Here is a 24,096-nt window from a genome sequence, read left to right as displayed (position 1 = left end):
AATGAATCTGATTCTTTTAATTATTGACTATGTGTTAAGACAACTCAGTTTTTGCCATCTGTGCTTTACCGATATATCAATCAGGGATAATGAGAATTATGAAAAAAAGTAACCAATTTGCTAGCCCATTTAGTGCTTGGAGCGGTCATCGCTTATTTCACGTTGTTGCCGGTACGCTCATCGGTGCGATGGTAGTCACGCAGGCATCTGCCATGCTGCCGACACCAGAGCAAGCAGTTGATAGCTCAATGGCAGTTCAGGCCAATACAAATGCGAGCAGCAACTCAAGTGCTCAAGCAGTCAATAGCAAAATCACAGCATCGTTGGTCAGTGTTGATGCCAATGGTCAAGAAGTACTCGTCCCTGTCGATACAAATACTCGTTTGCAATCAGGTAACGTATTGGAATATCAAGGATACTTTACCAACACTAATGCTGATCGCGTTCGTAAAATGACGGTCACCATGAGTATCCCAGATCAAGTAGAATTGCTTGGTACAGTGGCACCTGAATTCCCATATGGTAGTGTCGATGGCAACAACTTCGCCCGTATGCCACTACGTACCAAAGTAGACAACCAGCTACAAGATGTCGCGCTCAAGTATTACAAAGCGGTTCGTTGGGATCTTGAAGGTGTCGGCTTGAATGACACCGTTGCAGTAAAATATCGCGCGCGTGTTAAATAACGCTAAGACTTTTATAGTAAAAAATTCGCCAGATATTGATGTTTATTATTGAAAAAGCACCACCGTTTATAACGGTGGTGCTTTTTTATGCATTGAATCTAATGTCGCTTGAATCTCTTGATGAGTACGCAATAGAGTTAATCAAAGCGTTGCGTATTTGCTAGTAGATTTCTCTCGAATCAGCTGTTTGATGGCGTTGATTTGTGGCGTTGTGGCTTGTGCACCTGCTTCTATCAGCGTACGACGCTGCCTGGTATCTATTGAGCTATTACGACCGACATTTGGCGTAATAACAATGTCCGCGCGATCTCGTTCGCGGCGTATTGATGAGGAGCGACTGGTAGGGGATACGATATTGGTTTCGAGAAATCCCCAAAAGTCGCTTAATGAGCTGATGGTTAGTGCTCTATTATCAGTAGGGCCATTGACTTGAGCGGCAGTCACATCAACGGCAATCACAATATCAGCGCCCAAGTCGCGTGCACTATCAACGGGTACGAGGCTGACCACGCCACCGTCAATATATTTTTTGCCTACTTTTTCTGGAATACGCGGGGCAATAAAAATATTAGGCACGCTACAGGATGCTTGGACAGCAAGCCCTGCATCACCCGTGGTCAGCACGGCTTTTTTTAGGGTGTTTTTTTCTGCTGCAATGGCGGCAAAGGTAATTGGAAAGTCTTCTATGACTTGTCCGCGAACTTTTTCATTCACAAAGTTTTTGAGTTTGATGCCTTCGACAAAGCCTTGATTGGACAGTGTGAAGTCCGTCAACTGGCTATCGGTGGTGGTCAGTGCCAATTGCTCAAGCTGTACCGGCGTGTAACCACTGGCATACAGGCTACCGATTAAGCTGCCGACACTCGTGCCGACGATCAGTGTTGGTTTAATGCCATTCTCTTCTAATGCCTTTATCACACCTACATGAGCAAACCCTTTGGCACCGCCGCCACCCAAGACCAATGCGACGCTAGGTAACTCCACGATAGGCTCTGGCGTTTGGGGTATTTGAGCAGTGGGTGTTAGGGTACTGCAAGCACTGACGCATAACCCAACTATGGCAAGCATACTAAGACGTAATATGCTTAAACCTTGATAAGACGGTCGATACAGAGCAGAGTCTGACATAAAAAACACCTTATAAAATGACCGTGATTTATAAAAACCATGATGCAGAAAAACCATGATGTAGAAAATAAGACAGCTACTATTCATATGATAGATGTAAACAAGTTGTCTTAAGGGGTTTTGCAGTCATGACGGAATAGCTTAGCATAATTCATTGACTGTTCAGCTATAATGAGATGAATCGATGTTTATATTTTGCTGTTTTTACGGGTAATTTTATGACAATCTTTCTTAGGTGAGTTATATTTAAAGCAGTCGACGACGCAGATAAAAATAATAAATAACCTTGTTAGGATCTTTGATGCCAGTATCGGTGAATGTTTCTTCAGCCAATTCAGCAGACCATATAAGGCCTGACTTGCCACCCTCGGCGTTAGATATGCCAGTGACGGCGTTGGCAGGTGTCGGGACAAAGGTGGCTGAGCAATTGGCACAATTGAATATCAAACGGATATTTGATTTACTACTGCATTTGCCGCGTGATTATGAAGATCGAAGTCGACTGGTATCAATCGCAGAAGTGGCGCACGGACAGTCGGCTATGATTACCGGACGCGTGGTCCATGTCGATACTAAACGTAGCGGTATGACCGTCACTGTGGACGATGATACAGGCACCATAGCTTTGCGGTTTTTTAAAGTCTATCGCGGCCTTGCGCAGACCATGAATCTGGGGACGCGATTACAGCTGTTTGGTGAAGTCAAAGTCAGTCGTTACGGCAAACAAATACACCATCCTGAATATCAAATTATCACAGATCATATAGCCACGACCGATACGGGCCTACAGCCCATTTATCCTAGTGTGAAAGGCTTGCACCAAAATAAGCTACGCACTTTGATCAAACTGGCCCTGCAAACAGTTCGTAGTCAGGGTCTACCGATGACGCTGTTTACGACTGAAGACTTCGCAGTCGTGGCTGACTTACCATTAGTGCCTTTTGAGCCAGCCAAATCTGTACTGCTAGAGACAGACTTTCCAGAAGATATTTTTTCGACATTAGCGCGAAGTGTGCCTGATCATGTGATTGGTAATAGTGTGAATAGGCCTACTGCGTCCGTTTACAACGTCAATAATGATAGCCATAGCGCGGCTGCTCGCATCGCTCATAGCAACGTTTACAACTTAACGATATTTGAAGCGCTAGTACTGCTACATACACCGCCCACCTACACCAACGCAAGCCAGCAATATAAACTGTTGACCCAACTGACTGCGCGTACTCATGCTGCCTGTCAGCGCTTGATTATCGAAGAGTTGACCGCCCATCAGCTTAGCTTACTGTATCGTCGTCAGCAGCTGCATCAGCATAAAGCGCCTAAATGTACGACCCACAGTTCGCTGGCTGATAAGCTATTTGGCGCATTGCCGTTTGATCTAACAGGTGCACAAAAACGAGTGATGAAAGACATCACGACTGATATGGCGACCTCTATTCCGATGCTACGACTGGTACAAGGTGATGTGGGCGCTGGCAAGACTTTGGTTGCAGCAGGAGCGGCGGGTTATGCGCTTGATAGTGGCTGGCAGGTAGCAGTAATGGCTCCGACTGAGATTTTGGCAGAGCAGCATCTTGTAAATTTTAAACAATGGTTTGAGCCGCTCGGTATCGGTGTCGGTTGGCTTGCTGGTAAGCAAACTGCTAAACAACGCCGTGAGGCATTGGAGGCGGTGAGTGAGAACACGGTACAAGTTGTTGTGGGTACGCACGCGTTGTTTCAAGAGCAAGTGCAGTTTGCCAAGCTAGGCCTCGTGATCATTGATGAGCAGCATCGATTTGGTGTTGAGCAGCGCATGGCACTGACCAATAAAGGCGTGGCGAATAGTACACCGCATCAGCTAATTATGACCGCTACCCCCATTCCGCGAACGCTTGCCATGAGTGTTTACGGTGATATGGATACCTCTATCATTGATGAGCTGCCGCCGGGACGTACCCCAATTACGACGGTGACCATCGATCGCAATCGCCGCGATGAGGTGATCGAACGCATTGCCGTGAATTGCGAAGCGGGCAGGCAAGCTTACTGGGTGTGCTCCTTAGTAGAAGCATCTAGCGTGCTCGATGCACAAGCAGCTGAAGCCACGTATGAGGACTTAAATGAGCGCTTAGATATTCGCATTGGTTTGGTGCATGGCAAAATGAAATCCGCTGATAAACAAGCCATCATGCAAGCATTCAAGGCGGGTGAATTGGATTTGCTCATTGCCACAACCGTCATCGAGGTGGGGGTCGATGTGCCCAATGCATCACTCATGGTGATCGAAAATGCGGAGCGTCTAGGTCTGTCGCAGTTGCATCAGCTTCGCGGTCGCGTGGGCCGCGGCTCCACCAAAAGTTTCTGTGTACTGTTGTATCAAAAGCCCTTATCAGAAACAGGCACAGAGCGTTTGAACGTGCTACGTGATAGCACCGATGGTTTTGTCATCGCTCAAAAAGACTTAGAGCTGCGTGGGCCGGGTGAACTGCTCGGTAAACGCCAGACAGGCAATATTGGCTACTATTTAGCCGATCTTATCCGTGATGAGCAGTTATTTGCCATTGCGCAGCGTTTGGCGAAGCATTTGATTGCAGACCCTACCAGAAAAGCGGATGTCAGCCAACTGATTCACCGCTGGATGCCTGAGGCGAGTCGTTATACTAATGCTTAAAAGGGCTATTATTATATACCGTTTGGATATCTAAAACGTTTGACTCAATCAATTGATTGATTAATAATGACCCATGACTAAATTATCTGAAATTGACTTTGAAACCTCGCTTGATCGAGTCGAATCTGAACCTAATAGTAGCGCCGCCTCCATTTTACGATGCGCCGAAGCGCTGTTTTCGGCTAAAGGCTTTAAAGCGGTTACTACTCGAGATATCGCAAAAGCATCTGGCAAGAATATTTCCACCATTCACTTTCACTGGCAGAGCAAACGGTCGCTGTATGAAGCGGTATGCAGAATGCATGCTCGTCAGCTGTTGGCTTTTGTATCTCAAACGGAAGCCGCGATTGCAGATAGCACACTTGCGCCCGCCCAAGCGTTAGAGCAGTGGGTCGATAAAACTTTGGATTTACTGATTGAGAATCCAGCGATTGCTAAGCTAGCGTCACAGAATATCTCAGTACAAAATAACCCAGAAATGGTGACTTTGTTTGAACATGACATTCAAGTATTGGCACGGTTTCAAGGCTATCTGTCCACATTTCTTGGTCCCACTGACGATCACACTAAGCCATTGCGCCTGTTCACCTTGCTTTATTTTACCATCGGTATGTTTACTGACTCGTCACTACAACAAGCCACGCTTGGCGGGTCGGTTTATAAACAACCAGAGTTACAACAACAGCTTAAATCGTTTGCAAAAAATCTCGCAATGAGCTTGCTACAAAAGGATAGCGCACTAACCACTAATTCATAGGCTGTTCTGACTAGTGGCTGTCCAGTGATTGTTTTTGAGTAATGGTTTAAGTGAACGTTTAAGCGCTGCTTTTATTATTATCCGTATTTATAGAGACCGACTATGAGTGACTTTAAAGACCCTGATAATAAGCAAGAACCGACTAGCGGACAGCAAACCAATATTGAGATACCTCAACACGCTGAGCTACCACCGTATCGTCAATCTGATGCCTCATCTAAAAACTCTCCTGCAAAAATGCCATTATGGTTGTTGCCAGCATTGGTTGCGGTGCTTGTGATTGGAGTTGTGCTGGGTAAGTATTGGGGCAGTAGTACAGACGAGTTACGAGATGAGCCGGTAGCCTCTAGTGGTGTGGCAGGTGTCAATGAAGTTGATAGCACTGCGAGTACGGAGCAGTCTGTCTTGTCAGTAGAAACTGTTAGCCCAAGCCAAGATGATATCGGTCGCACACTCAGCGCTGATGGCACCATCAACGCCAAAGATATTGCTAATGTCAGTGCAAAAGTCAGTGGTGTGGCTATCGAGCGTGTATTGGTCGAAGAGGGCGACCGCGTGAGAGCGGGGCAAATGCTCGCCATGTTTGATACCGATGCGATGGAGCAGCAAGTGCTGCAAGCTGAGGCAGACGTGGCAGAGGCAGAAGCTACACTTGCCAACGCCAGCGCCGATGCGGCCCGCGTATTACCACTCATCGATATCGATGCCATTAGTAAACAAGAAGCCGATCGCTATCGCACTTCTGAGGTGCGTGCCCGTGCAGCGTTGCAAGCGTCCAAAGCCCGTTTAAGTAATCAGCGTTTGACCCTCAACAATGCCACAGTAGTCGCGCCTGTCAGTGGCATTATCAGTGAAAAAATGATCGAGGTTGGGCAGGTCGCAGGTGGTGAGCCATTATTTACGATTATCAAAGGCGGCATATTGGAGTGGCGAGCAGAGTTAGATCCGAAGCTGATTGGCGATATCAATATTGGCACACCCGTACGAGTAAGCCTGCCGGGTGATGATAATGTGATGGGGCAAGTGAGCCGTATCGCACCGACGGCAGATAATAATCGCCAAATCACGATTTATGCGAGCCTCGCTACTAATTCAAAAATCCGCGCTGGCATGTATCAGACTGGTGAGTTCCTGCTCGGCAGTGCCAGCACTCAAACGATTCCGAATAGCGCTATCGTCAGCAACGATGGCTATGATTATGTGATGCTAGTGACTGACCTGACCACGACAGAGGATAAGTCGATGGGTCGTATCAAACAACAACGAGTGACCTTAGGCGAGCGACTTGGTGAAAATGTCGCCGTACTAGAGCCATTGCCGAGTGACAGCCATATTGTGAAGCAAGGCGGTAGTTTCTTAAACGATGGAGATTTGGTGCGTATCGTTAATGGTGTGAGCCAAACCAGTACCGCTGTCAATACAGCAGCGCAGGCACAGTCATGAGTCTAAACGTCTCCGCTTACTCGATCAAAAACCCGCTCGTCGCGATATTGCTATTTGTACTCCTCACATTAGGGGGTATTTATGGCTTTATGAAAATGAAGGTACAGCAGTTTCCGGATATCGATTTGCCCGCTGTAGTGGTGACAGTCACGTTGCCTGGTGCCGCGCCCTCGCAGCTTGAAAACGATATCGCCAAGAAAATTGAAAACAAACTGACCAGTATCGAAGGCGTAAGTCATATCCGCACCACGTTACAGACTGGTGCTGCGACAATGGCGACCGAGTTTGTGTTAGAAAAAGACATTCAAGAAGCTGTCGACGATGTACGCTCGGCGGTGGGTGAGGTACGCGGCGATCTACCTGCTGCTGCTAATGACCCTATTATTACCAAGGTATCTACCGCAGGGTTCCCAGTAGTCACGTACTCTGTGGCTTCTGACAATATGAGCGTAGAGGATCTGTCGTGGTTTGTGGATGATACGGTCACCAAGCGGCTCTCTGATATACCGGGTGTGAGTACCGTCAGCCGTGTTGGCGGGCTTCAGCGTGAGATTACCGTTGCCGCTGATCCGATTGCGCTGAGTGGTTTAAAATTATCCATCTCGCAACTCTCGCAACAAATCGCGGGCATTCAGCAAGACAGCTCTGGCGGAGAGGCAGAAGTCGGAAATACGACGCAGACTATTCGTGTCCTTGGTGCGGTTGAGCGGGCGAATGAACTTAACGATGTACAAGTCGCCGTTCCTACTGGCGGTACGCAGGCGCTTGGACGGATGGCAAAAATCACTGATGGCGCAGCCGACCCAAGCTCGATTGCCAAGCTCGATGGTAAAACGGTGGTGGCATTTAACATCACTCGCTCGCGCGGTGCCAGTGAGGTCGATGTCATGGCGCTTGTCGATGATGAGCTTGCCAAGCTGACTGCTGATACTGGCAATATCAGTATCGAAAAAGTCTATGATCGCGCGACGCCCATTGCTGAGGATTATGAAGCCTCTCTACGGATGTTAATCGAAGGCGGTCTGCTGGCCGTGGTGGTGGTGTTCTTATTTTTGCGCAATATTCGAGCGACGATTGTTGCCGCTGTTGCCTTGCCTTTATCCGTGATTCCTACCTTTTTGGGCATGTATCTCTTTGGCTTTAGCCTCAATATCATCTCGCTACTGGCATTATCGCTCGTCATTGGCGTACTGGTCGATGATGCGATCGTTGAGGTCGAAAATATCATACGGCATTTGCGTATGGGCAAGACCCCTTATGAAGCGGCGATGGAAGCGGCTGATGAGATTGGTCTGGCAGTGGTAGCAACGACCTTTACTTTGATTGCGGTGTTTTTACCAACAGCCTTTATGGGCGGTATCGTTGGACAGTTTTTCCGTCAGTTTGGTTGGACGGCGGCGTTATCTATTTTTGCATCGCTTATGGTGGCGCGTTTGATTACACCGATGATGGCGGCATATATATTGCGACCTGAAAAAAACCACGTCGAGAAGCAAAGCGCGATGATGGGGTATTATCTCAAAATCGTCTCATGGACATTGCATCGTCGCTGGCTGACGATGGGAGCAACGCTGGTGCTGTTTGTGGCATCGCTTGGTCTGGTCAAGCTATTGCCAACCGCATTTATCCCTGATAACGATATCGATCAAACGAGAGTGGCGATTGAACTGACGCCTGATGTGGCATTAGAAGATACAGAACGGGTGGCAGCGCTTGCCAGTGCTCGTATTCTAGCCATGCCTGAGGTGACGAATATCTTTACCTCAGTGGGAGAGGCGCAGGCGTCGATGGGTGCGTCGGATGGTGGCGGCGGTAAAGCTGAAAATATTGCGGGCTTAGATATTGTGCTTGCCCCGCGTGCAGAACGAGGCACCAAGCAAGAGATCGAACGTAAAATTAGCCAGTTAATGACCGAAGTGCCGGGTGCTCGATTTACCGTTGGGCTATCAAGTGGCGGGGAGAGTGGATATAATTTTTCATTGACCAGTACCAATCCTCAACTGCTCGAGCAGACCGCCCAGCAAATCATGACGGAGATACGCGGACTGCCAAGTGCCGGCGCTGTCACCAGTGATCGCAGCCTGCCACGCCAAGAGCTGACGGTAACACCTGATAGACTGGCAATGGCTGATAAAGGGGTGACGACGCAAGACATTGCGACCACGTTACGTGTGGCGACTGTTGGCGACTATGAGCAGCGCTTGTCTAAGCTCAATCTAGACACGCGTCAGATTCCTATCGTGGTGCGTCTACCAGATGTTGCCAAGCAAAATGTCAGTCAGTTAGAAGGCTTATATGTGCCAAGTACACTGCCTGCTGGGCAAGGGGTACGCGTGGGCGAAGTCGCCACGCTTGATTTTGGTACAGGGCCTGCGCAGATCAGTAGGCTAGATCGGGAGCGTGCAATTAGCATCACAGTGCAACCAGCAGATGGCGAGCTAGGCGATTTGGTGCAAGCGGTCAAATCCGTGCCAACGATGCAGCAATTACCGCCTGCGATTACCATCATTGATCAAGGTCAAGCTGAGAACATGGCGGATCTCTTTAGTGGTTTTATCATCGCCATGTCGGTGGGTGTGGTCTGTATCTTAGGTGTTCTAATCTTACTGTTTGGTCGTTTATTGCAGCCATTTACTATTTTGATGGCACTGCCGTTATCGATAGGCGGCGCGTTTGTGGGTTTGGTGATTACCAATAGCAGTCTGTCGATGCCTTCGATGATTGGATTTATTATGCTCATGGGTATCGCAACCAAAAATTCGATCTTGTTGGTCGATTACGCGCTGATTGCTCAACGCCGAGGGCTGGCGCGTTTTGAGGCCATTATGGATGCCTGTCGCAAGCGTGCGCGGCCTATCATCATGACCACCATTGCGATGGGGGCAGGCATGTTGCCACTAGTATTTGGCTGGGGCGATGCCGATCCTACGTTTAGGCGACCGATGGCAGCAGCAGTATTGGGCGGGCTAGTGACGTCAACGCTACTCAGTCTGGTAGTTATTCCAGTTGTCTATACGTTGATGGACGATGTGTCAGGATGGTTTGCCAAATGGCTGGTGCCACATGGTAAACAGCGTGATATAAAGTAGTGAGCCGAATAACAGTATCGATAGGAAGAACGATGTATACGGGATACGATCAATGATCAATACACTCTCTATTAGGTCGTATACTCGTCAAACCCGCGGGCATTCTCATGACTTTCATCAGATTGTGTTGCCACTGCGAGGCGTGATAAATATTGAAGTGGCAAGCTATCGCGGTAAAGTGACGCCAAGCGAATGCGTCATCGTCAAAGCCAATGAAACGCACTACTTTAGTGCTGAAGAGAATGCCAAGTTTATCGTTGTGGATACAGACAGTTTGCCGTTACATATTTTGCATTCGGCACACATTGTTTTTTCGATCAGCGCGCCATTATTGTCATTTTTAGAATTTTCGGAGAGTCAGTTAAAGCATCAAATCAATCCTGAGATTGAAGCGTTGATGTTTGCTACCTTCTATAAATTGTTAGAAGAGCAAAAGCTGTTTTTTCAATACGACCACAGAATCAGAGAGGTCGTGTTTTATATCACTCATAACCTTTCAAAAACGCTCACCATAGACGTGTTAGCCAATATCGCTTGCTTGAGTCCCACGCAGCTCAAAAAGAACTTTAAGGCGCAAACTGAGCAGACAGTGACCGAGTACATCACCAAACTCAGAATGCAAAAGGCGCAGGTCCTACTACTACATACAGATTCTCCCATCGCTATCGTCGCTGAGCTGGTCGGTTATACCGATGTCAGTGCGTTTAGCCGTCGATTTTCACAGTATTTCGGGGTTGCACCCTCCACGCTAAAACACGTCTAACCAGTCAACAAAACCGTCCAATCTGCAAAGTATTTCATAATCAGCGCTCTATAATAGTATGATTCATGATAACTTTCGAGATGACCGTTATGTTGCAGATTCAATCTGGTTTGAGCGCAGTATTATGTGTGGTAGTCGCCAGTATCCTTTGGGGCACGACAGGGACTGCTTCTGCTTTTATACCTGATGTGAGTCCGTTAGGTATCGGGGCGTTTGCCATGGGTGTAGGCGGTATTTTACTGGTGTTAAATGCCAAAAAACACCTAGTTAGCGATAAAGTAAAACTACTGTCTCAGCCTAAAGTGTTACTCATCGGCAGTATCTGTGTTTCCATCTATCCTCTGGCTTTTTATTCCTCCATGCGTCTTGCGGGTGTGGCTATCGGCACTGTTATCTCTATTGCGAGCGCACCGTTTTTTACGGTCATGATGGAGCGTCTGATCAGCAATAAACACATCACTAGACGCTGGAAGATAAGTTTTGCCTTTGGCACGGCTGGTGTCGTCTTGCTAACCTTAGGGAAAATGCAATATTTGGACATAAATGCAACGTCGAGCAATCAGGTATTGGGTGTGTTGCTCGGTCTGATTGCTGGCTTGACCTATGCCACCTACTCGTGGTCAGCGCGCCAAATGATAGAAAATGGCGTCAATGCCAAATCAGCCATGGCAAGCATGTTTGGTCTGTCAGCCATCTTACTGTTGCCGTCATTGCTATTTACCAGTGACAACTTATTTTTAGACATTAAACATATCAGTGTTTCGTTATATATGGCCATCGCGCCCATGTTTTTGGGTTACCTACTTTTTGGTCAAGCGTTAAAAGCGATTGAAGCGAGCCGAGCGACACTTATCACGTTACTGGAACCTATTGTAGCGACCATACTGGCTATCATCATCATTGGAGAAGCTTTTTCTCCTATCGGTTGGCTAGGGATGGGGCTGATGGTGATCTGTTTATTATTACAAGTCATCAAAATCCCAAAGCCAAAAGTATCTCCCGAAAGTCACAGATTACCTATCAGCTGAAAATGCAGGTTGCGGTGGGTGAAGGTTAAATGTGAGGACTCAATCGCTATCAAGTATGACACTTTGTATTAGCCTAGTCCTAATTTGTTAAGTAGGGTGGTGCGCTCGAACAGCTCTTTGCTATAGTCGTTTTGGTTAATGTTATCAAAGAAATTTTTTATATCTTGTTATCGATATAAACCAGCCTCCATCCATACTAAAAACAAGGAATAATTATGATTAATGCATATGCAGCAAAAGAGAAAGGTGGCAAGTTTGAACCTTATGAGTACGATCCGGGCACTCTAGGCGATCACGAGGTAGAAATCGAAGTGCATAGCTGCGGTATCTGCCATAGTGATCTGTCAATGTGGCAAAACGAATGGGGTATGACCGAGTATCCGTTCGTGGGTGGTCATGAAGTCGCGGGCAAAGTCCTAGCAAAAGGTAAACACGTCAAGCATCTGGAGCTAGGCGATAAAGTCGGACTTGGCTGGCATAAAGGGTATTGCAACGTTTGTGATCTGTGTATCGATGGCGACCATAACCTGTGCCCTGAGCAAGAAGGAACCATCATTGGCAACCATGGCGGCTTTGCAGATAAAGTACGGGCAAAAGATACCAGTGTCATAAAAGTCCCTGAAGGCTTAGATTTTAATGCGGTAGGACCACTACTGTGTGGCGGCGTCACGGTGTTTAACCCACTTGTAGAGTACGGTATCACACCAACCTCTAGAGTGGCAGTTATTGGTATCGGCGGCTTGGGTCATCTTGCGTTACAGTTTGCCAATGCATGGGGCTGTGAAGTGACAGCGTTTACTAGCGAGTCGAAACTGGAAGAAGCAAAAGAGATGGGCGCTCATCACTCATTGAACTCACGAAATGATAGCGAAATCGAAAAAGTCGCAGGTTCTTTTGATTTAATCATCTCAACGGTGAACGTCGATATGAATTGGGATCTTGTCGTCCAGACCTTGAAACCAAAGGGCAAACTACACTTTGTTGGTATATTAGAAGCACCGCTAGAGATATCGGCCGCGCCCATGATTATGGCTCAAAAAAGCCTATCAGGCTCACCAGTTGGCTCACCATCGACACTGCGCAAAATGCTAGATTTTGCTGCGCGCCATGATATTCAGCCAGTAACTGAAACTTATAAAATGTCTGAGATCAACGAAGCATTTGAGCGCTTAGAAAGCGGCAATGCTCGCTATAGAGTGGTGTTAGAAAGAGAGTAGCTTCTAAAGTTATTAATTTAAAGATAGAGCGTTTTAAGCATAGTAGCGATAGGTCATTTAACAGATGACCTATCGCTACTATTTTTTTGTCTGATATACATGCTTGATGCTATTTTTCTTGTTCTATCTGAATTTTTCTATAAAGCTTGCGGCAGGTTATAGCGTTTCATTCATGGCTTCTTAGCTAACTTGCCAATACAGAGGCTCGCCGTAAACCTCAGCGAAATAATCAATCAAAGTTCTGACATTCAACGAGATGTGACGTGTATTCGGATAGATAGCGGCGACATGCTGAGGCGTCGTCTTGATAGCGGCCTCATAGTCAGGCAGCAGCTTCACCAATTTACCATTTTTGAGATGATCACCGATCAACCAATCTGGAAACAGTACAATCCCCATCCCTTTAAGCGCTGATACGAGCAACGACTCTGCATTGTTCGACATGAGCAATGCAGGGGCGGCAAATGGTGTCCAGTTTTCATTATCTTTCTTGAAAAACCAGCGGTTTGGCCCTGAAGAGCCCTTATAAACCAAGCATTTATGATGAGCCAAGTCGGATGGCGCTTGTAGGGTGTCGTGCTTATTTATATATTCTGGAGCGGCGGCAAGGTGATAGGTTTGCTCACCGAAAATACGTGCATGAAAGGACGAATCATTCAAGGTGCCAATCCGAAAAATAACGTCGGTGGCATAATGATGAGGATCCACAAAATCATCAGTGAGCGTCAAATCTATTTGTAATTTGGGATAGCGATGACTCAGTGCTGGTATCCAAGGTGCGATGTGCCGTTGACCAAAAAACACAGGGGCGTTAATTCTTAATAAACCACCCGGCTCTAAAGTCCTGTCTTGCAACTCCTTCTGCGCCGCATTCATGCTTTCGGTCATCGCATGTGCGTAGCTCATAAACACGCGTCCCGCCTCGGTAGGAATGACGGCGCGTGTATTACGATAAAAAAGCTGTTGCCCTAGCGAGTCCTCTAGTTGCTTGATGATACGAGACACTTTTGAGGCAGACACCCCTTCTTTTCGTGCCACGACAGAGAAACTCTGGGCGTTAAAGACGCTGATAAAAAACAGTAAAGTTTTTATGCTGATGTTGTCGACGGTATTCATCTGTGCAACTTATGCAAAAGTCATTTCTATATTATAGCGTTTTTCGTGGGTATAGGCTGCGCTAAACTACGCGGCATTGCTCATTGAGGATTGTTTTATGCAGATTTTATTGATACTGGTGGTGGTTTTAGGCGGTATGGGTTTGTCGGTCGAGGCTGGACTGCTTGGTCCCCTAGGCAGTCAGGTGGGTGAGCTCTGGGCGACGCTCAGTATTTTTGGCGTTGGGGCCGCATTGACGTTCTTTTTGATGCTGTTTTTTAGTCCACGAGAGAGCCCGTCGTTTTTCTCACAGCCGCCACTGCTATTGATTGGTGGCATTTTGGGGCCTGTCTATGTGGTGGTGTTAACGGTGGTCACACCCGTCATTGGGATTGCATTGACGATGATTGGCATACTTGCAGGTCAGGTCTTTCAGAGCTTGATCATTGACCACTATGGGCTGTTTGAAACCGAGGAGCGCAAAATAGATATTAGACGAGTGATTGCGTTAGGTTTCATTATTGCAGCACTCATTTTTATGGCAAAGGGGTAGACCACATGATGCTTATTTTAATGACTGTATTAGCGATAATTGGTGGTGCGACCTTGAGCGTACAAGCGGCATTGAATGGTCGGTTGGGTAGTAATGTGGGCGTGTTCAAAAGTGCGTTTTTGACGTTTTCTGTTGGTGCCGTGGTGACGGCCTTGCTGATTTTCTTCTTTGAGCCAAATCACGCGGTGACGTTGATGGATGTCCCTAAATGGCAGCTGCTTGGCGCATTGTGCGGTGTGCCCTATATCGTCATCATGGTAGTTGCGGTACAGCGTATTGGCACAGCTGTGGCTACGGTGGCGGTGATCTTTGGTCAGCTGAGCATGAGTGTGCTCATCGATAACTTTGGTTGGCTTGGCAATGAAGCGATAAGCCTGTCAGGCAGTCGCATTAGTGCGTTGGTGTGCTTAGCGATTGCGCTTTACTTTATTTACTCGAGTAATAAGCCTAAGCCTAAAGTAATCAGTTAAGTCCGTTTTACACGCTCTTAGAAGTATAAAAATTTGAAAGCCCACAACCCCTGCTATTCAATTCAGTGTAGTGGGGGTTATGTGTTTCAATAACTAGGACAGTATTTTATCACTCGTCTACAAACTCTAGTTATACGTCAATTATCTGTCCTATTCAATGACCAAAGCCCTCATTTCTCACTACTTATTTTTCACTACCTTATAGGCTTAAATCCTCTTTAGTTTAGTAGTCAGAACTAAAGAGGATTTAGCTACATTGCCTTTCAAACTGCCACTATCATGAATATTATTCATCTTATATTAAAATAGTATCGTTTTTATTCATGTGAGGATTTGGGTATGATTCATCCATACCGACATTTTGTTCTATTTAATATTAAGGTAGTGAATCGCCATGACTAAAGAATTTAGCTGTTCCATTAAGAGCATTCGTTTTGATGAAAACTATCAGCCTGCTGACAGCACGCGTCTGACGACGAACTTTGCCAATCTGGCACGCGGCGAGCAGCGTGAGGATAATCTACGCAAAACATTGACGATGATTAACAATCGCTTCAACGCGCTGGCGCATTGGGACAATCCAAATGCCGACCGTTATTCTGTCGAAGTCGACATCATTTCTGTAGACATGGATATTGCAGGCAATGGCGATGCTTTTCCTGTTATCGAAACGCTAAAAACGACGATCATCGATCACAAAGAAAACAAGCGCATCGATGGCATGATTGGTAATAGCTTTTCGTCTTATGTGCGTGATTATGATTTTAGTGTTGTACTCCCAGAGCACCGCGACCAGCAGTCAGACTCGCTCACGCCCGCAAATTTTGGCGAGCTACATGGCAAACTGTTTCAATACTTACTGAATTCAGAAGCTTATAAAGCCAATTTTGATAAAAAACCAGTCATCTGCTTGAGCGTCTCAACCAGCAAAACCTATTACCGCACTACCAATCAGCATCCGGTATTGGGCGTTGAGTACCAGCAAGACGAGTACTCCTTAACCGACGACTATTTTCACAAAATGGGCTTAACCGTGCGCTATTTTAAGCCTGAGGGCAGCGCCGCGCCATTAGCGTTTTATTTTGCGGGTGATTTGACCAGCGACTATACCGATCTTGAGCTCATCAGTGCAATCAGCACCATGGAGACCTTTCAAAAGATCTACCGTCCTGAGATTTACAACGCCAATTCAAGCGCGGGTCAAGTGTATCAACCCAGCCTGAACTACCAAGATTATTCATTGACGCAAGTGGTCTATGATCGCGTTGAGCGCAGCCAAATGGCGGTCAAACAAGGTAAATTTACCGAAACGCATTTTATCAAGCCTTACCAAGATATTCTTGAAACATGGGCGGCCAATTACGCTGTAAACAAGAACGTCGCTTAAAAAATCCAAATATAAAAGCGCACGCTACAACACCTAAAATAGAGAAGATAATACGACATGACTTTATTATTACCAACATCGACCGCTGGCAGCTTACCAAAACCCTCTTGGCTGGCAGAACCTGAGAAAATCTGGTCGCCTTGGCAACTCGACGGTGAAGAACTGATTCAGGCAAAACAAGATGCGCTGCTGGTGTCATTGCAGGAGCAAGTGCGAGCAGGCGTAGATATCGTCAGTGACGGCGAGCAGACCCGTCAGCACTTTGTCACTACCTTTATTGAGCATTTAGATGGTGTGGATTTTAACCAGCGCGAAACCGTGCGTATCCGCAATCGCTATGATGCCAGCGTACCGACAGTGGTTGGTGCCGTGAGCCGCCAAAAACCTGTGTTCGTCGAAGATGCCAAGTTTTTACGTCAGCATACTGACAAGCCGATCAAGTGGGCACTGCCTGGGCCGATGACCATGATTGATACGCTGTATGACGATCACTATAAGAGCCGCGAAAAGTTGGCATGGGAATTTGCCACTATTCTCAATCAAGAAGCCAAAGAACTAGAAGCGGCTGGCGTGGATATCATTCAGTTCGATGAACCTGCATTCAATGTATTCTTCGATGATGTCAACGACTGGGGTATTGCCACCCTTGAGCGTGCTATCGAGGGCTTAAAGTGCGAAACGGCGGTACATATTTGCTACGGCTATGGCATCAAAGCCAATAACGATTGGAAAAAGACGCTGGGTTCAGAATGGCGTCAGTATGAAAAAGCCTTCCCTAAACTACAGCAGTCAAAAGTTGATATTGTGTCGCTTGAGTGTCAGAACTCGCGCGTACCGATGGACTTGATTGAGCTGATTCGTGGTAAAAAAGTGATGGTCGGTGCGATTGATGTGGCGACCAATGACATTGAGACGCCTGAGGCAGTTGCTGATACCTTACGCAAAGCATTGCAATTTGTAGATGCCGACAAACTATATCCTTCGACCAACTGTGGCATGGCACCGTTGTCGCGCCAAGTGGCAACAGGTAAATTGCAAGCGCTGAGCGCAGGCGCAGACATCGTTCGTCAAGAGCTGGCAGGTTAAGCAGACGATAGTAATAATCCAAATTCGAGGTGTGAGTGATGAGTGAAGCAAGCAGTTTTAGAAACGCCATGTCGTTACTGACGACGGCAGTCAATGTGGTCACGACTGCAGGCGATGCGGGCATACACGGGTTCACTGCCTCGGCGGTGTGCAGTGTCAGCGACAATCCGCCGACCTTGTTGGTCTGTATGAATCAATCATCGCGCTCGCACCCCCCTTTTGTGGATAATAAAGTCTTGACCGTCAACGTACTTGGCGCACATCATGAGCACCTATCTAATGTTTTTGCCTCCAAGCTTGAGTCAGATGAGCGCTTTACCCATGGCGCGTGGCACACCTTAGCAACGGGCGCGCCTGTGCTAGACGATGCACTCGTCAGCTTTGATTGTGAGATTGAGCAAGTGCAAGCCGTGGGTACGCACAGTGTTTTTATGTGCCGCGTCGTTGCCATCAAGCATTCTGAGCGAGCGGGCGAGCCAGACGAGAGTTTAGTCTATTTCAATCGTCGCTATCACTCGGTTGGTCAAGTATGTCAAATTGACATGGCTTAACCTTATCCTTCCATCATCCAACCAAAAGTAACGATTCTGTGGAACTTATTATTTTTTTAATTATTGGGGCGGTAGCAGGGTTTGCAGCCGGTCTGTTTGGGGTGGGCGGTGGTACCATCATCGTACCGCTATTATTCATTGTTTTTACCCAAATGGATTACAGTCCTGATACGGTCATGCATTTGGCGCTCGGCACCTCGCTTGCCACCATCATCGTCACCTCCATCAGCTCGCTCATGGCGCACAATAAAAAAGGCGCTGTGATGTGGCCTGTTTTTAAAAATCTCACACCGGGCATGGCGATTGGCTGCTTTTTTGGGGCAGGAATTGCAGGCGCGATCTCGGGCGGTCATCTACAAATCATCGTGGGTACCTTTTTGCTATGGGTCGCCTTTAACATGTTTACTGGCGGCAAAAAGCGGCTAGGTTCTGATGTCAGTACTGGCGATACTGTATTACCATCAACACCTAAGCAGCTAGCAGCAGGGGCAAGTATTGGCGTGGCTTCTGCCATTTTTGGCATCGGCGGCGGCAGTTTAACGGTGCCATATCTCACCCGCTATAATGTGGTGATGCAAAAGGCAGTGGGCACGTCCGCGGCTTGTGGTCTGCCGATTGCGATTGCAGGCGCGCTTGGCTTTATGGTGTTTGGGATGAAAGAACACGTCAATATCCCCAACGCGATTGGCTTTGTGCATATTTATGCATTTTTGGGTATTAGCATCATGAGCTTTTTTACCGCAAAAGTGGGCGCAAAGGTCGCGCACCAATTATCACCGACATTACTAAAAAAATGCTTTGCGGTGCTACTCATGATTGTGAGCTGCTTCTTTTTGTATAAAGGGTTTTTTTGAGGATTTGGATTGGTGTGTTTGAAATATGAAGACTAAGAACGATATGATATTGCTTAATATTGAAAATCACGCCTAGTTTAGTAGTCTGGTATAAGTGGTTTTATTGATTTGGTCTATTTTGGGTGGTTTATTAATAAGTTTGAGTGGTAAGGTGACTGGTTCAGATAGGGTATAACTCAATAAAAATAAATATTAAATCAGACAATCTGAAATGATAGTATCCCAAGTTAATACTTACGGATTTGACAGCAAAGGTAAACTTGCTATCTTTTTAATATAAAGAAAATACCAAACCTTAACCTTTTTTAACTGGTTTGGAGTTTAAGAATATCGTAACTATTGCAAATACAATGGAAGCTACAACTAGAATTAATTGACTTAAATGTAAAAAATAGACTGAGCCAAATATAATAAAATATATACAAACTGATATAACCTCCAAGTCGTAAGTATGTTCTTTAAAGAACTTAAATATAATAATTAGAAGAAGCGCTATACCTACTACAAGGAAGAAAGTCCCATCAAGAAACATATCTTTCATAAAAAAATAGTAAACCAAAGCAAATATAATATAAACACCTACACCAATTTTTTTATAAATTGACTTTTTCTGTGTTGGCTTAGTATTTTCTAGGTTATCTCTCATTAAATTTATTAGCCTTTATCATCTAACATAAGATTGTAGGTCAACCATTTTTTTATGCTGATCTACTTTAATAATTTTTTACTATAACATCTGTTATTGAAAAACCGTCGATGTCTGTATAGCGCACTAATCATGAATAGAATATGTATGGTAAGCACACTGTGACTATTTCAGCGAGTTAAGACGTTGATATTATTAGCCTCCAGTCACGTTTTTAAGTCCTCCCTAGGAACTTAATTCTCAGCATCCTCTACCCAAGAAAACTCCTCTAAGATACGCATCCATTGATCGTCCAATCCTGCTTTTAGCAATAATGGCTCACCAGTGACCGGATGGCTGAGCGCCAACGTCTGAGCATGTAAGAGCATGCGCGTACAGTCATAATGAGTGCGAAAAAATCGCGTGTGCCGTATATCACCGTGGCTGGTATCACCGATGATATGATGGAATACATGTCTCATATGCCGACGCAGCTGATGCTTGCGTCCCGTCTCGGGTGTCAAGCGCACAAGGCTATAGCGGCTGGTGGCATGCTTTTTTGACACTGCAAATGGCAGCTCAATCTGCGCCAAACTTTGCCAGTGAGTCACCGCCTCTTGCGCGGGTTTGTCCACATTGGCAAACTTATCCGCGATTGCGTCGGGCTTAAAGCTAAGCGCATAATCGACCGTCCCTTGCTCTGGCATAAAACCGCGTACCACGGCCAAATACTGCTTGGTAACCCTACGTTCAGTAAAGGCTTCAGTCAGGCTGCGCGCCACCGCTGAGCTCTTGGCAAACAACAACACACCTGATGTCGGCTTGTCTAACCGATGCACAGGAAAGACATGACAACCGACTGCATTACGGGTGAGCTGCATGGCAAAGCGCGTCTCGCCTTTATCCAGCCAACTACGATGCACCAGCAGCCCCGCTTCTTTATTAATCGCCACCAGATGTTCATCTTCGTAGATGATGTCTATTTGGTTAGCGTTTTCGCTTTCGATTTCCATGTGTTCAATGCCTATACTGTAGAGACTAGAACCATATAAATGATGGATAGTTTCTTATTTCGTTATTCAAAAAAAATCCTTTGCCATCTCGTTGATACAAGATAGCAAAGGATGAATCGTCACACAATAGTATGATGGGTAATTTATTAATGAAAATTATAATAAAATCAATAACTTATATTATTCCACCGTTACTGATTTGGCAAGGTTACGCGGCTGATCGACATCGGTACCACGCATTACTGCTACATGGTAAGACAGTAGCTGTACGGGTACGCTGTAGACGATAGGGGCAAGCGTCTCGCAAACTGCTTTAACATATACCACATGTAGGCGGTCTTCAGCAACGATTTGGCTATCTTCACTAGCAAAGACGAACAGCTCGCCGTGACGGGCATGTACTTCTTGCATGTTGGCTTTGAGCTTATCGAGCATACTGTCTTTGGGTGCCAGCACTACGATTGGCATGTCCTTGTCAACAAGCGCTAGCGGACCGTGTTTGAGCTCACCGGCGGCGTAGCCTTCAGCGTGGATATAAGAGATTTCTTTGAGCTTCAATGCGCCTTCTAGAGCAATAGGGAACTGTAGACCGCGCCCTAAAAATAAGCAGCTTTTCTTATCTTCGAAGTGCTCCGCCATCGCTTTGATCGGAGCATCAAGGTGCAAGCTGGCATAGAGTTGACCGGGCAGCTTTTGTAGCTCGCCAAGTAAAGTACTTAGGTTTGCGCTGTCGATGCGCTGCTGTACTGCGCCTGTTTTTAAGATCAATAGCATGAGTGCGACCAGCTGGGTAGTAAAGGCTTTGGTCGATGCCACACCAATCTCAGGACCTGCAAGAGTTGGCAAGAATATGTCTGTCTCACGAACCAATGATGAGGTAGGCACGTTACATAGCGCTAGACTCACAAGGCCTGCTGGGTTTTGTTTTTTGATGTCACGCAGGGCTGATAAGGTATCGGCTGTTTCACCAGACTGAGAGATACAAATCACCAGCGAGTTGTCGAGTACCACAGGATTGCGATAGCGGAATTCACTGGCAACCTCAACAGAGCAGGATAGGCGCATCAAGCTCTCAAACCAATATTTAGCAACCATTCCTGCATGATAACTAGTGCCACAGGCGATAATTTGTACGTGCTGTACGCCTGATAACTGCGCTTCATTTCGTGCTAAAAAGTCATCACGTAAGGTTGACGCTTGGCGATTATCAATGGCCATCTCAAGCGTACGAGCGACTGCATCTGGCTGCTCATAGATTTCTTTGAGCATATAGTGCTTAAACTCACCTTTGTCAGCATTGTGCTGCTTGGCATCGATTTCATGCACTTCGCGGCTGACTTCCTCGCCATCGACATAGACTTTAATACTGTCACGGGTCAATTTGGCAATATCGCCTTCTTCTAGGTACATAAAGCGGTTGGTGACAGGCAGTAGTGCCAGTTGATCTGAGGCGATAAAGTTTTCACCAATACCAACACCGATGACCAAAGGCGAGCCTAAGCGTACCGTGACCAGCTCATCTGGTGTGTCCACGTGAATGATGCCAAGGGCGAACGCGCCATGCAGCTTAGGAATCACTGCGCGTACCGCTTCTAGCAAATCATTGGTTTGCTCATAGATGTCATGAATCAGATGCGCTACCACTTCGGTATCGGTCTGTGAGGTAAATACATAGCCTTTGGCTATTAACACTTCTTTTAACTCAGCGTAGTTTTCGACGATGCCATTATGGACGACGGCAATCTTACCAGATACGTGCGGATGTGCATTGCGCTGTGCAGGCTCACCATGAGTGGCCCAGCGGGTATGAGCGATACCGATATTACCATCAAAAAATTCTGGATTGATAGAGACAGCATCGACCAGCGCTTGTACTTTACCCACTTGACGCTCACGATGTAATTCACCATCACGAATGACAGTTAAACCAGCCGAATCGTAGCCCCGATATTCTAGACGCTTAAGACCTTCAAGCAAGATATTCGCAATATTGCGTTCAGCAACTGCGCCAACGATTCCGCACATGGCTTTTCCTTAAATTTGTTTTTTAATAATTCAATATATGATGGTATAAGACTAGTAAGTGTCGTTAGCTACCAATGCTCAGTTATTAGCTCAAAAGTATGATGAAGCAGTACCACCAAGTTTGCCGTACTGCTTAGGTTTACTCAAGTATGACGGCGATTGATCAAACTTTCGATAAATCAGTTATTTTTTAGTCGGTCGTTGAAAGTCATTTTTTTGTACCTGACGAGCTCGGCCAAATGCTAGAGCGCTACTATCAACGTCTTTGGTAATGACAGAACCTGCAGCGATGGTAGCCGTATCTCCGATGGTTACTGGCGCGACTAGGCTCGCATTGGAACCAATAAAGGCATTGTCTCCAATGATAGTCTGCGACTTGTTGACGCCGTCATAGTTACAAGTAATCACGCCTGCGCCAACATTGACATTGGCACCAACGGTTGCATCGCCGATATAGCTCAAGTGATTTACTTTACTACCTTGACCGATTGTTGATTTCTTAATCTCTACAAAGTTACCGACTTTGCTGTTGTCAGACAATACCGTATCAGGACGCAAGTGTGCAAAAGGTCCTATGTCGACACCAGCTCCAATGTTAGCGTGATCAATCACACAGTAAGGCTTGATATAACAAGCATTACCAATCTGGGCATTTTTGATCACACAGCCTGCTTCAATATAGACATTGTCGCCTAAAGTGCAGTCGCCTTCAAAGACCACGTTGACGTCAATAAATACATCTTGTCCGGCAGTCAACGACCCGCGAATGTCCACGCGCGTGGGATCGGCAAATTGAACGCCCGCTTCTTGTAGGTCGGCGACTATCTTGCGTTGCCACGTGCGCTCCAGACTTGCGAGTTGTTGGCGGTTATTAACCCCTTCAATCTCAAACGTATGCTCAGGCTCAATCGCCGCAATCGTAATACCATCAGCGACGGCCATTTTGACGATGTCAGTGAGGTAATATTCTTGTTGCGCGTTATTGTTAGAGAGCTCAGGTAAATATTTGTGCAGTAGCGCATTGTCTACGCAGTAAATACCACTGTTAATCTCTCTAATATTTTGCTCGTCAGCATTGGCATCTTTTTGCTCAACGATGGCTTCAATATTGCCGTTTTGGTCACGTTTGATACGACCCAACCCAAACGGATTATCGACAGTCAATGTCAGCATAGACATACCATCGGTATTGGCAGCTTTTAAAGCAGCTAATGTCTGGCAGCTGACCAATGGCACATCACCATACAGAATGAGACTTTGCCCTGATTTCGGTAAATCAGACAGTGTTACTTTGACCGCATGACCCGTTCCTAACTGCTCAGTTTGAGCAACCCAAGTAAACGTCGATTGTGTATATTGGTTGGTAATCTCTGATTTTACCTGATCACCGCCAAAACCATGGACAATGATGGTTTCATCAACAGTGAGCTGATGACAAGTATCTAATACATGGGCCAACAATGACTTACCAGCTAGGGTCTGCAAAACCTTTGGCTTTGCCGACTGCATACGTGTGCCTTTACCGGCCGCTAAAATAATTACAGAAAGAGGAGATGTCATAATAAGCCTACAAATGTAACAAAATATAATGTTGAATTATAGCGTAAAAACTTGCACATAAAAAATTATGACGTGCAGGCTTTGTAACTTGAGTACCCAAAACTTAAGCAAGC

19 protein-coding genes are annotated in these 24,096 nt (G+C 46.3%); 14 read left to right on the top strand and 5 right to left on the bottom strand.

Going from position 1 to position 24,096, the window contains the following annotated elements; all coding sequences use genetic code 11:
• The first annotated feature begins 98 nt into the window (after positions 1 to 98).
• Positions 99 to 686 carry a hypothetical protein gene (locus JMX83_RS07445; protein ID WP_058025061.1) on the top strand — a complete coding sequence of 196 codons (588 nt, stop codon included), beginning with the start codon at positions 99 to 101 and terminating at the stop codon, positions 684 to 686.
• 141 nt (positions 687 to 827) lie between these two features.
• Here JMX83_RS07445 and JMX83_RS07440 read toward each other — a convergent pair whose 3' ends face one another.
• Complete coding sequence (locus JMX83_RS07440) at positions 828 to 1,814, bottom strand: patatin-like phospholipase family protein (RefSeq protein ID WP_201600165.1); 987 nt, start codon at positions 1,812 to 1,814, stop codon at positions 828 to 830.
• 301 nt (positions 1,815 to 2,115) lie between these two features.
• Here JMX83_RS07440 and recG point away from each other — a divergent pair, with 301 nt between their 5' ends.
• The 7 genes from recG (at position 2,116) to ahr (ending at position 12,764) form a co-directional block, all read left to right on the top strand.
• Positions 2,116 to 4,467: an ATP-dependent DNA helicase RecG gene (gene recG, locus JMX83_RS07435; RefSeq protein WP_201600162.1), complete on the top strand. Its 2,352-nt coding sequence runs from the start codon at positions 2,116 to 2,118 to the stop codon at positions 4,465 to 4,467.
• A gap of 73 nt (positions 4,468 to 4,540) precedes the next feature.
• The gene (locus tag JMX83_RS07430; RefSeq protein WP_201600160.1) at positions 4,541 to 5,224 is read left to right on the top strand and encodes a TetR/AcrR family transcriptional regulator; all 684 of its coding nucleotides are present in this window, start codon (positions 4,541 to 4,543) and stop codon (positions 5,222 to 5,224) included.
• A gap of 102 nt (positions 5,225 to 5,326) precedes the next feature.
• Complete coding sequence (locus JMX83_RS07425; protein ID WP_201600159.1) at positions 5,327 to 6,667, top strand: efflux RND transporter periplasmic adaptor subunit; 1,341 nt, start codon at positions 5,327 to 5,329, stop codon at positions 6,665 to 6,667.
• Positions 6,664 to 9,756: an efflux RND transporter permease subunit gene (locus JMX83_RS07420; protein ID WP_201600158.1), complete on the top strand. Its 3,093-nt coding sequence runs from the start codon at positions 6,664 to 6,666 to the stop codon at positions 9,754 to 9,756. The genes JMX83_RS07425 and JMX83_RS07420 overlap by 4 nt, the downstream gene beginning before the upstream one ends.
• Positions 9,757 to 9,808: 52 nt before the next feature.
• A complete protein-coding gene (locus JMX83_RS07415; RefSeq protein WP_201600157.1) occupies positions 9,809 to 10,519 on the top strand; it encodes a helix-turn-helix domain-containing protein in 711 nt (236 codons plus the stop codon).
• Positions 10,520 to 10,584: 65 nt separating this feature from the next.
• Positions 10,585 to 11,547 (top strand): DMT family transporter, encoded by a 963-nt coding sequence (locus JMX83_RS07410; RefSeq protein ID WP_227675778.1) that lies wholly within the window; start codon positions 10,585 to 10,587, stop codon positions 11,545 to 11,547.
• A 215-nt stretch (positions 11,548 to 11,762) separates the two neighbouring features.
• Positions 11,763 to 12,764, top strand: coding sequence for an NADPH-dependent aldehyde reductase Ahr (gene ahr, locus JMX83_RS07405; RefSeq protein WP_227675777.1), 1,002 nt, complete (start codon positions 11,763 to 11,765; stop codon positions 12,762 to 12,764).
• A gap of 180 nt (positions 12,765 to 12,944) precedes the next feature.
• On the opposite strand, the gene JMX83_RS07400 is transcribed toward ahr, so the two are convergent.
• On the bottom strand, positions 12,945 to 13,880 hold the full coding sequence (locus JMX83_RS07400; RefSeq protein WP_201600156.1) for a LysR family transcriptional regulator: 936 nt from the start codon (positions 13,878 to 13,880) through the stop codon (positions 12,945 to 12,947).
• Positions 13,881 to 13,977: 97 nt separating this feature from the next.
• Between JMX83_RS07400 and JMX83_RS07395 the strand changes: the two genes are divergently transcribed.
• From JMX83_RS07395 to JMX83_RS07370, 6 genes are all read left to right on the top strand, one after another.
• The gene (locus JMX83_RS07395; RefSeq protein ID WP_201600155.1) at positions 13,978 to 14,412 is read left to right on the top strand and encodes a DMT family transporter; all 435 of its coding nucleotides are present in this window, start codon (positions 13,978 to 13,980) and stop codon (positions 14,410 to 14,412) included.
• Between the two features lie 8 nt (positions 14,413 to 14,420).
• Positions 14,421 to 14,882 (top strand): DMT family transporter, encoded by a 462-nt coding sequence (locus tag JMX83_RS07390; RefSeq protein ID WP_201600193.1) that lies wholly within the window; start codon positions 14,421 to 14,423, stop codon positions 14,880 to 14,882.
• A gap of 394 nt (positions 14,883 to 15,276) precedes the next feature.
• Entirely contained in the window at positions 15,277 to 16,269 is a 993-nt protein-coding gene (locus JMX83_RS07385) for a DUF1852 domain-containing protein (RefSeq protein WP_201600153.1), read from the top strand.
• Positions 16,270 to 16,326: 57 nt separating this feature from the next.
• Positions 16,327 to 17,355 carry a methionine synthase gene (locus JMX83_RS07380; protein ID WP_201600151.1) on the top strand — a complete coding sequence of 343 codons (1,029 nt, stop codon included), beginning with the start codon at positions 16,327 to 16,329 and terminating at the stop codon, positions 17,353 to 17,355.
• 38 nt (positions 17,356 to 17,393) lie between these two features.
• The gene (locus JMX83_RS07375; RefSeq protein WP_201600148.1) at positions 17,394 to 17,906 is read left to right on the top strand and encodes a flavin reductase; all 513 of its coding nucleotides are present in this window, start codon (positions 17,394 to 17,396) and stop codon (positions 17,904 to 17,906) included.
• A 38-nt stretch (positions 17,907 to 17,944) separates the two neighbouring features.
• Complete coding sequence (locus tag JMX83_RS07370) at positions 17,945 to 18,760, top strand: sulfite exporter TauE/SafE family protein (RefSeq protein WP_201600147.1); 816 nt, start codon at positions 17,945 to 17,947, stop codon at positions 18,758 to 18,760.
• An 879-nt stretch (positions 18,761 to 19,639) separates the two neighbouring features.
• Here JMX83_RS07370 and truC read toward each other — a convergent pair.
• From truC to glmU, 3 genes are all read right to left on the bottom strand, one after another.
• Positions 19,640 to 20,398, bottom strand: coding sequence for a tRNA pseudouridine(65) synthase TruC (gene truC, locus JMX83_RS07365; protein WP_201600146.1), 759 nt, complete (start codon positions 20,396 to 20,398; stop codon positions 19,640 to 19,642).
• Positions 20,399 to 20,578: 180 nt separating this feature from the next.
• Positions 20,579 to 22,423, bottom strand: coding sequence for a glutamine--fructose-6-phosphate transaminase (isomerizing) (gene glmS, locus JMX83_RS07360; RefSeq protein WP_201600145.1), 1,845 nt, complete (start codon positions 22,421 to 22,423; stop codon positions 20,579 to 20,581).
• A 183-nt stretch (positions 22,424 to 22,606) separates the two neighbouring features.
• The gene (gene glmU / locus JMX83_RS07355; protein ID WP_201600144.1) at positions 22,607 to 23,983 is read right to left on the bottom strand and encodes a bifunctional UDP-N-acetylglucosamine diphosphorylase/glucosamine-1-phosphate N-acetyltransferase GlmU; all 1,377 of its coding nucleotides are present in this window, start codon (positions 23,981 to 23,983) and stop codon (positions 22,607 to 22,609) included.
• Between the last annotated feature and the right edge of the window lie 113 nt (positions 23,984 to 24,096).

The sequence above is a fragment of the Psychrobacter piscatorii genome, from assembly GCF_904846415.1.
GTDB classification, from domain to species: Bacteria; Pseudomonadota; Gammaproteobacteria; order Pseudomonadales; family Moraxellaceae; genus Psychrobacter; species Psychrobacter piscatorii.
Note: the sequence above shows the minus strand (reverse complement) of the source record. Positions and strands in the feature narration are given on the sequence as shown.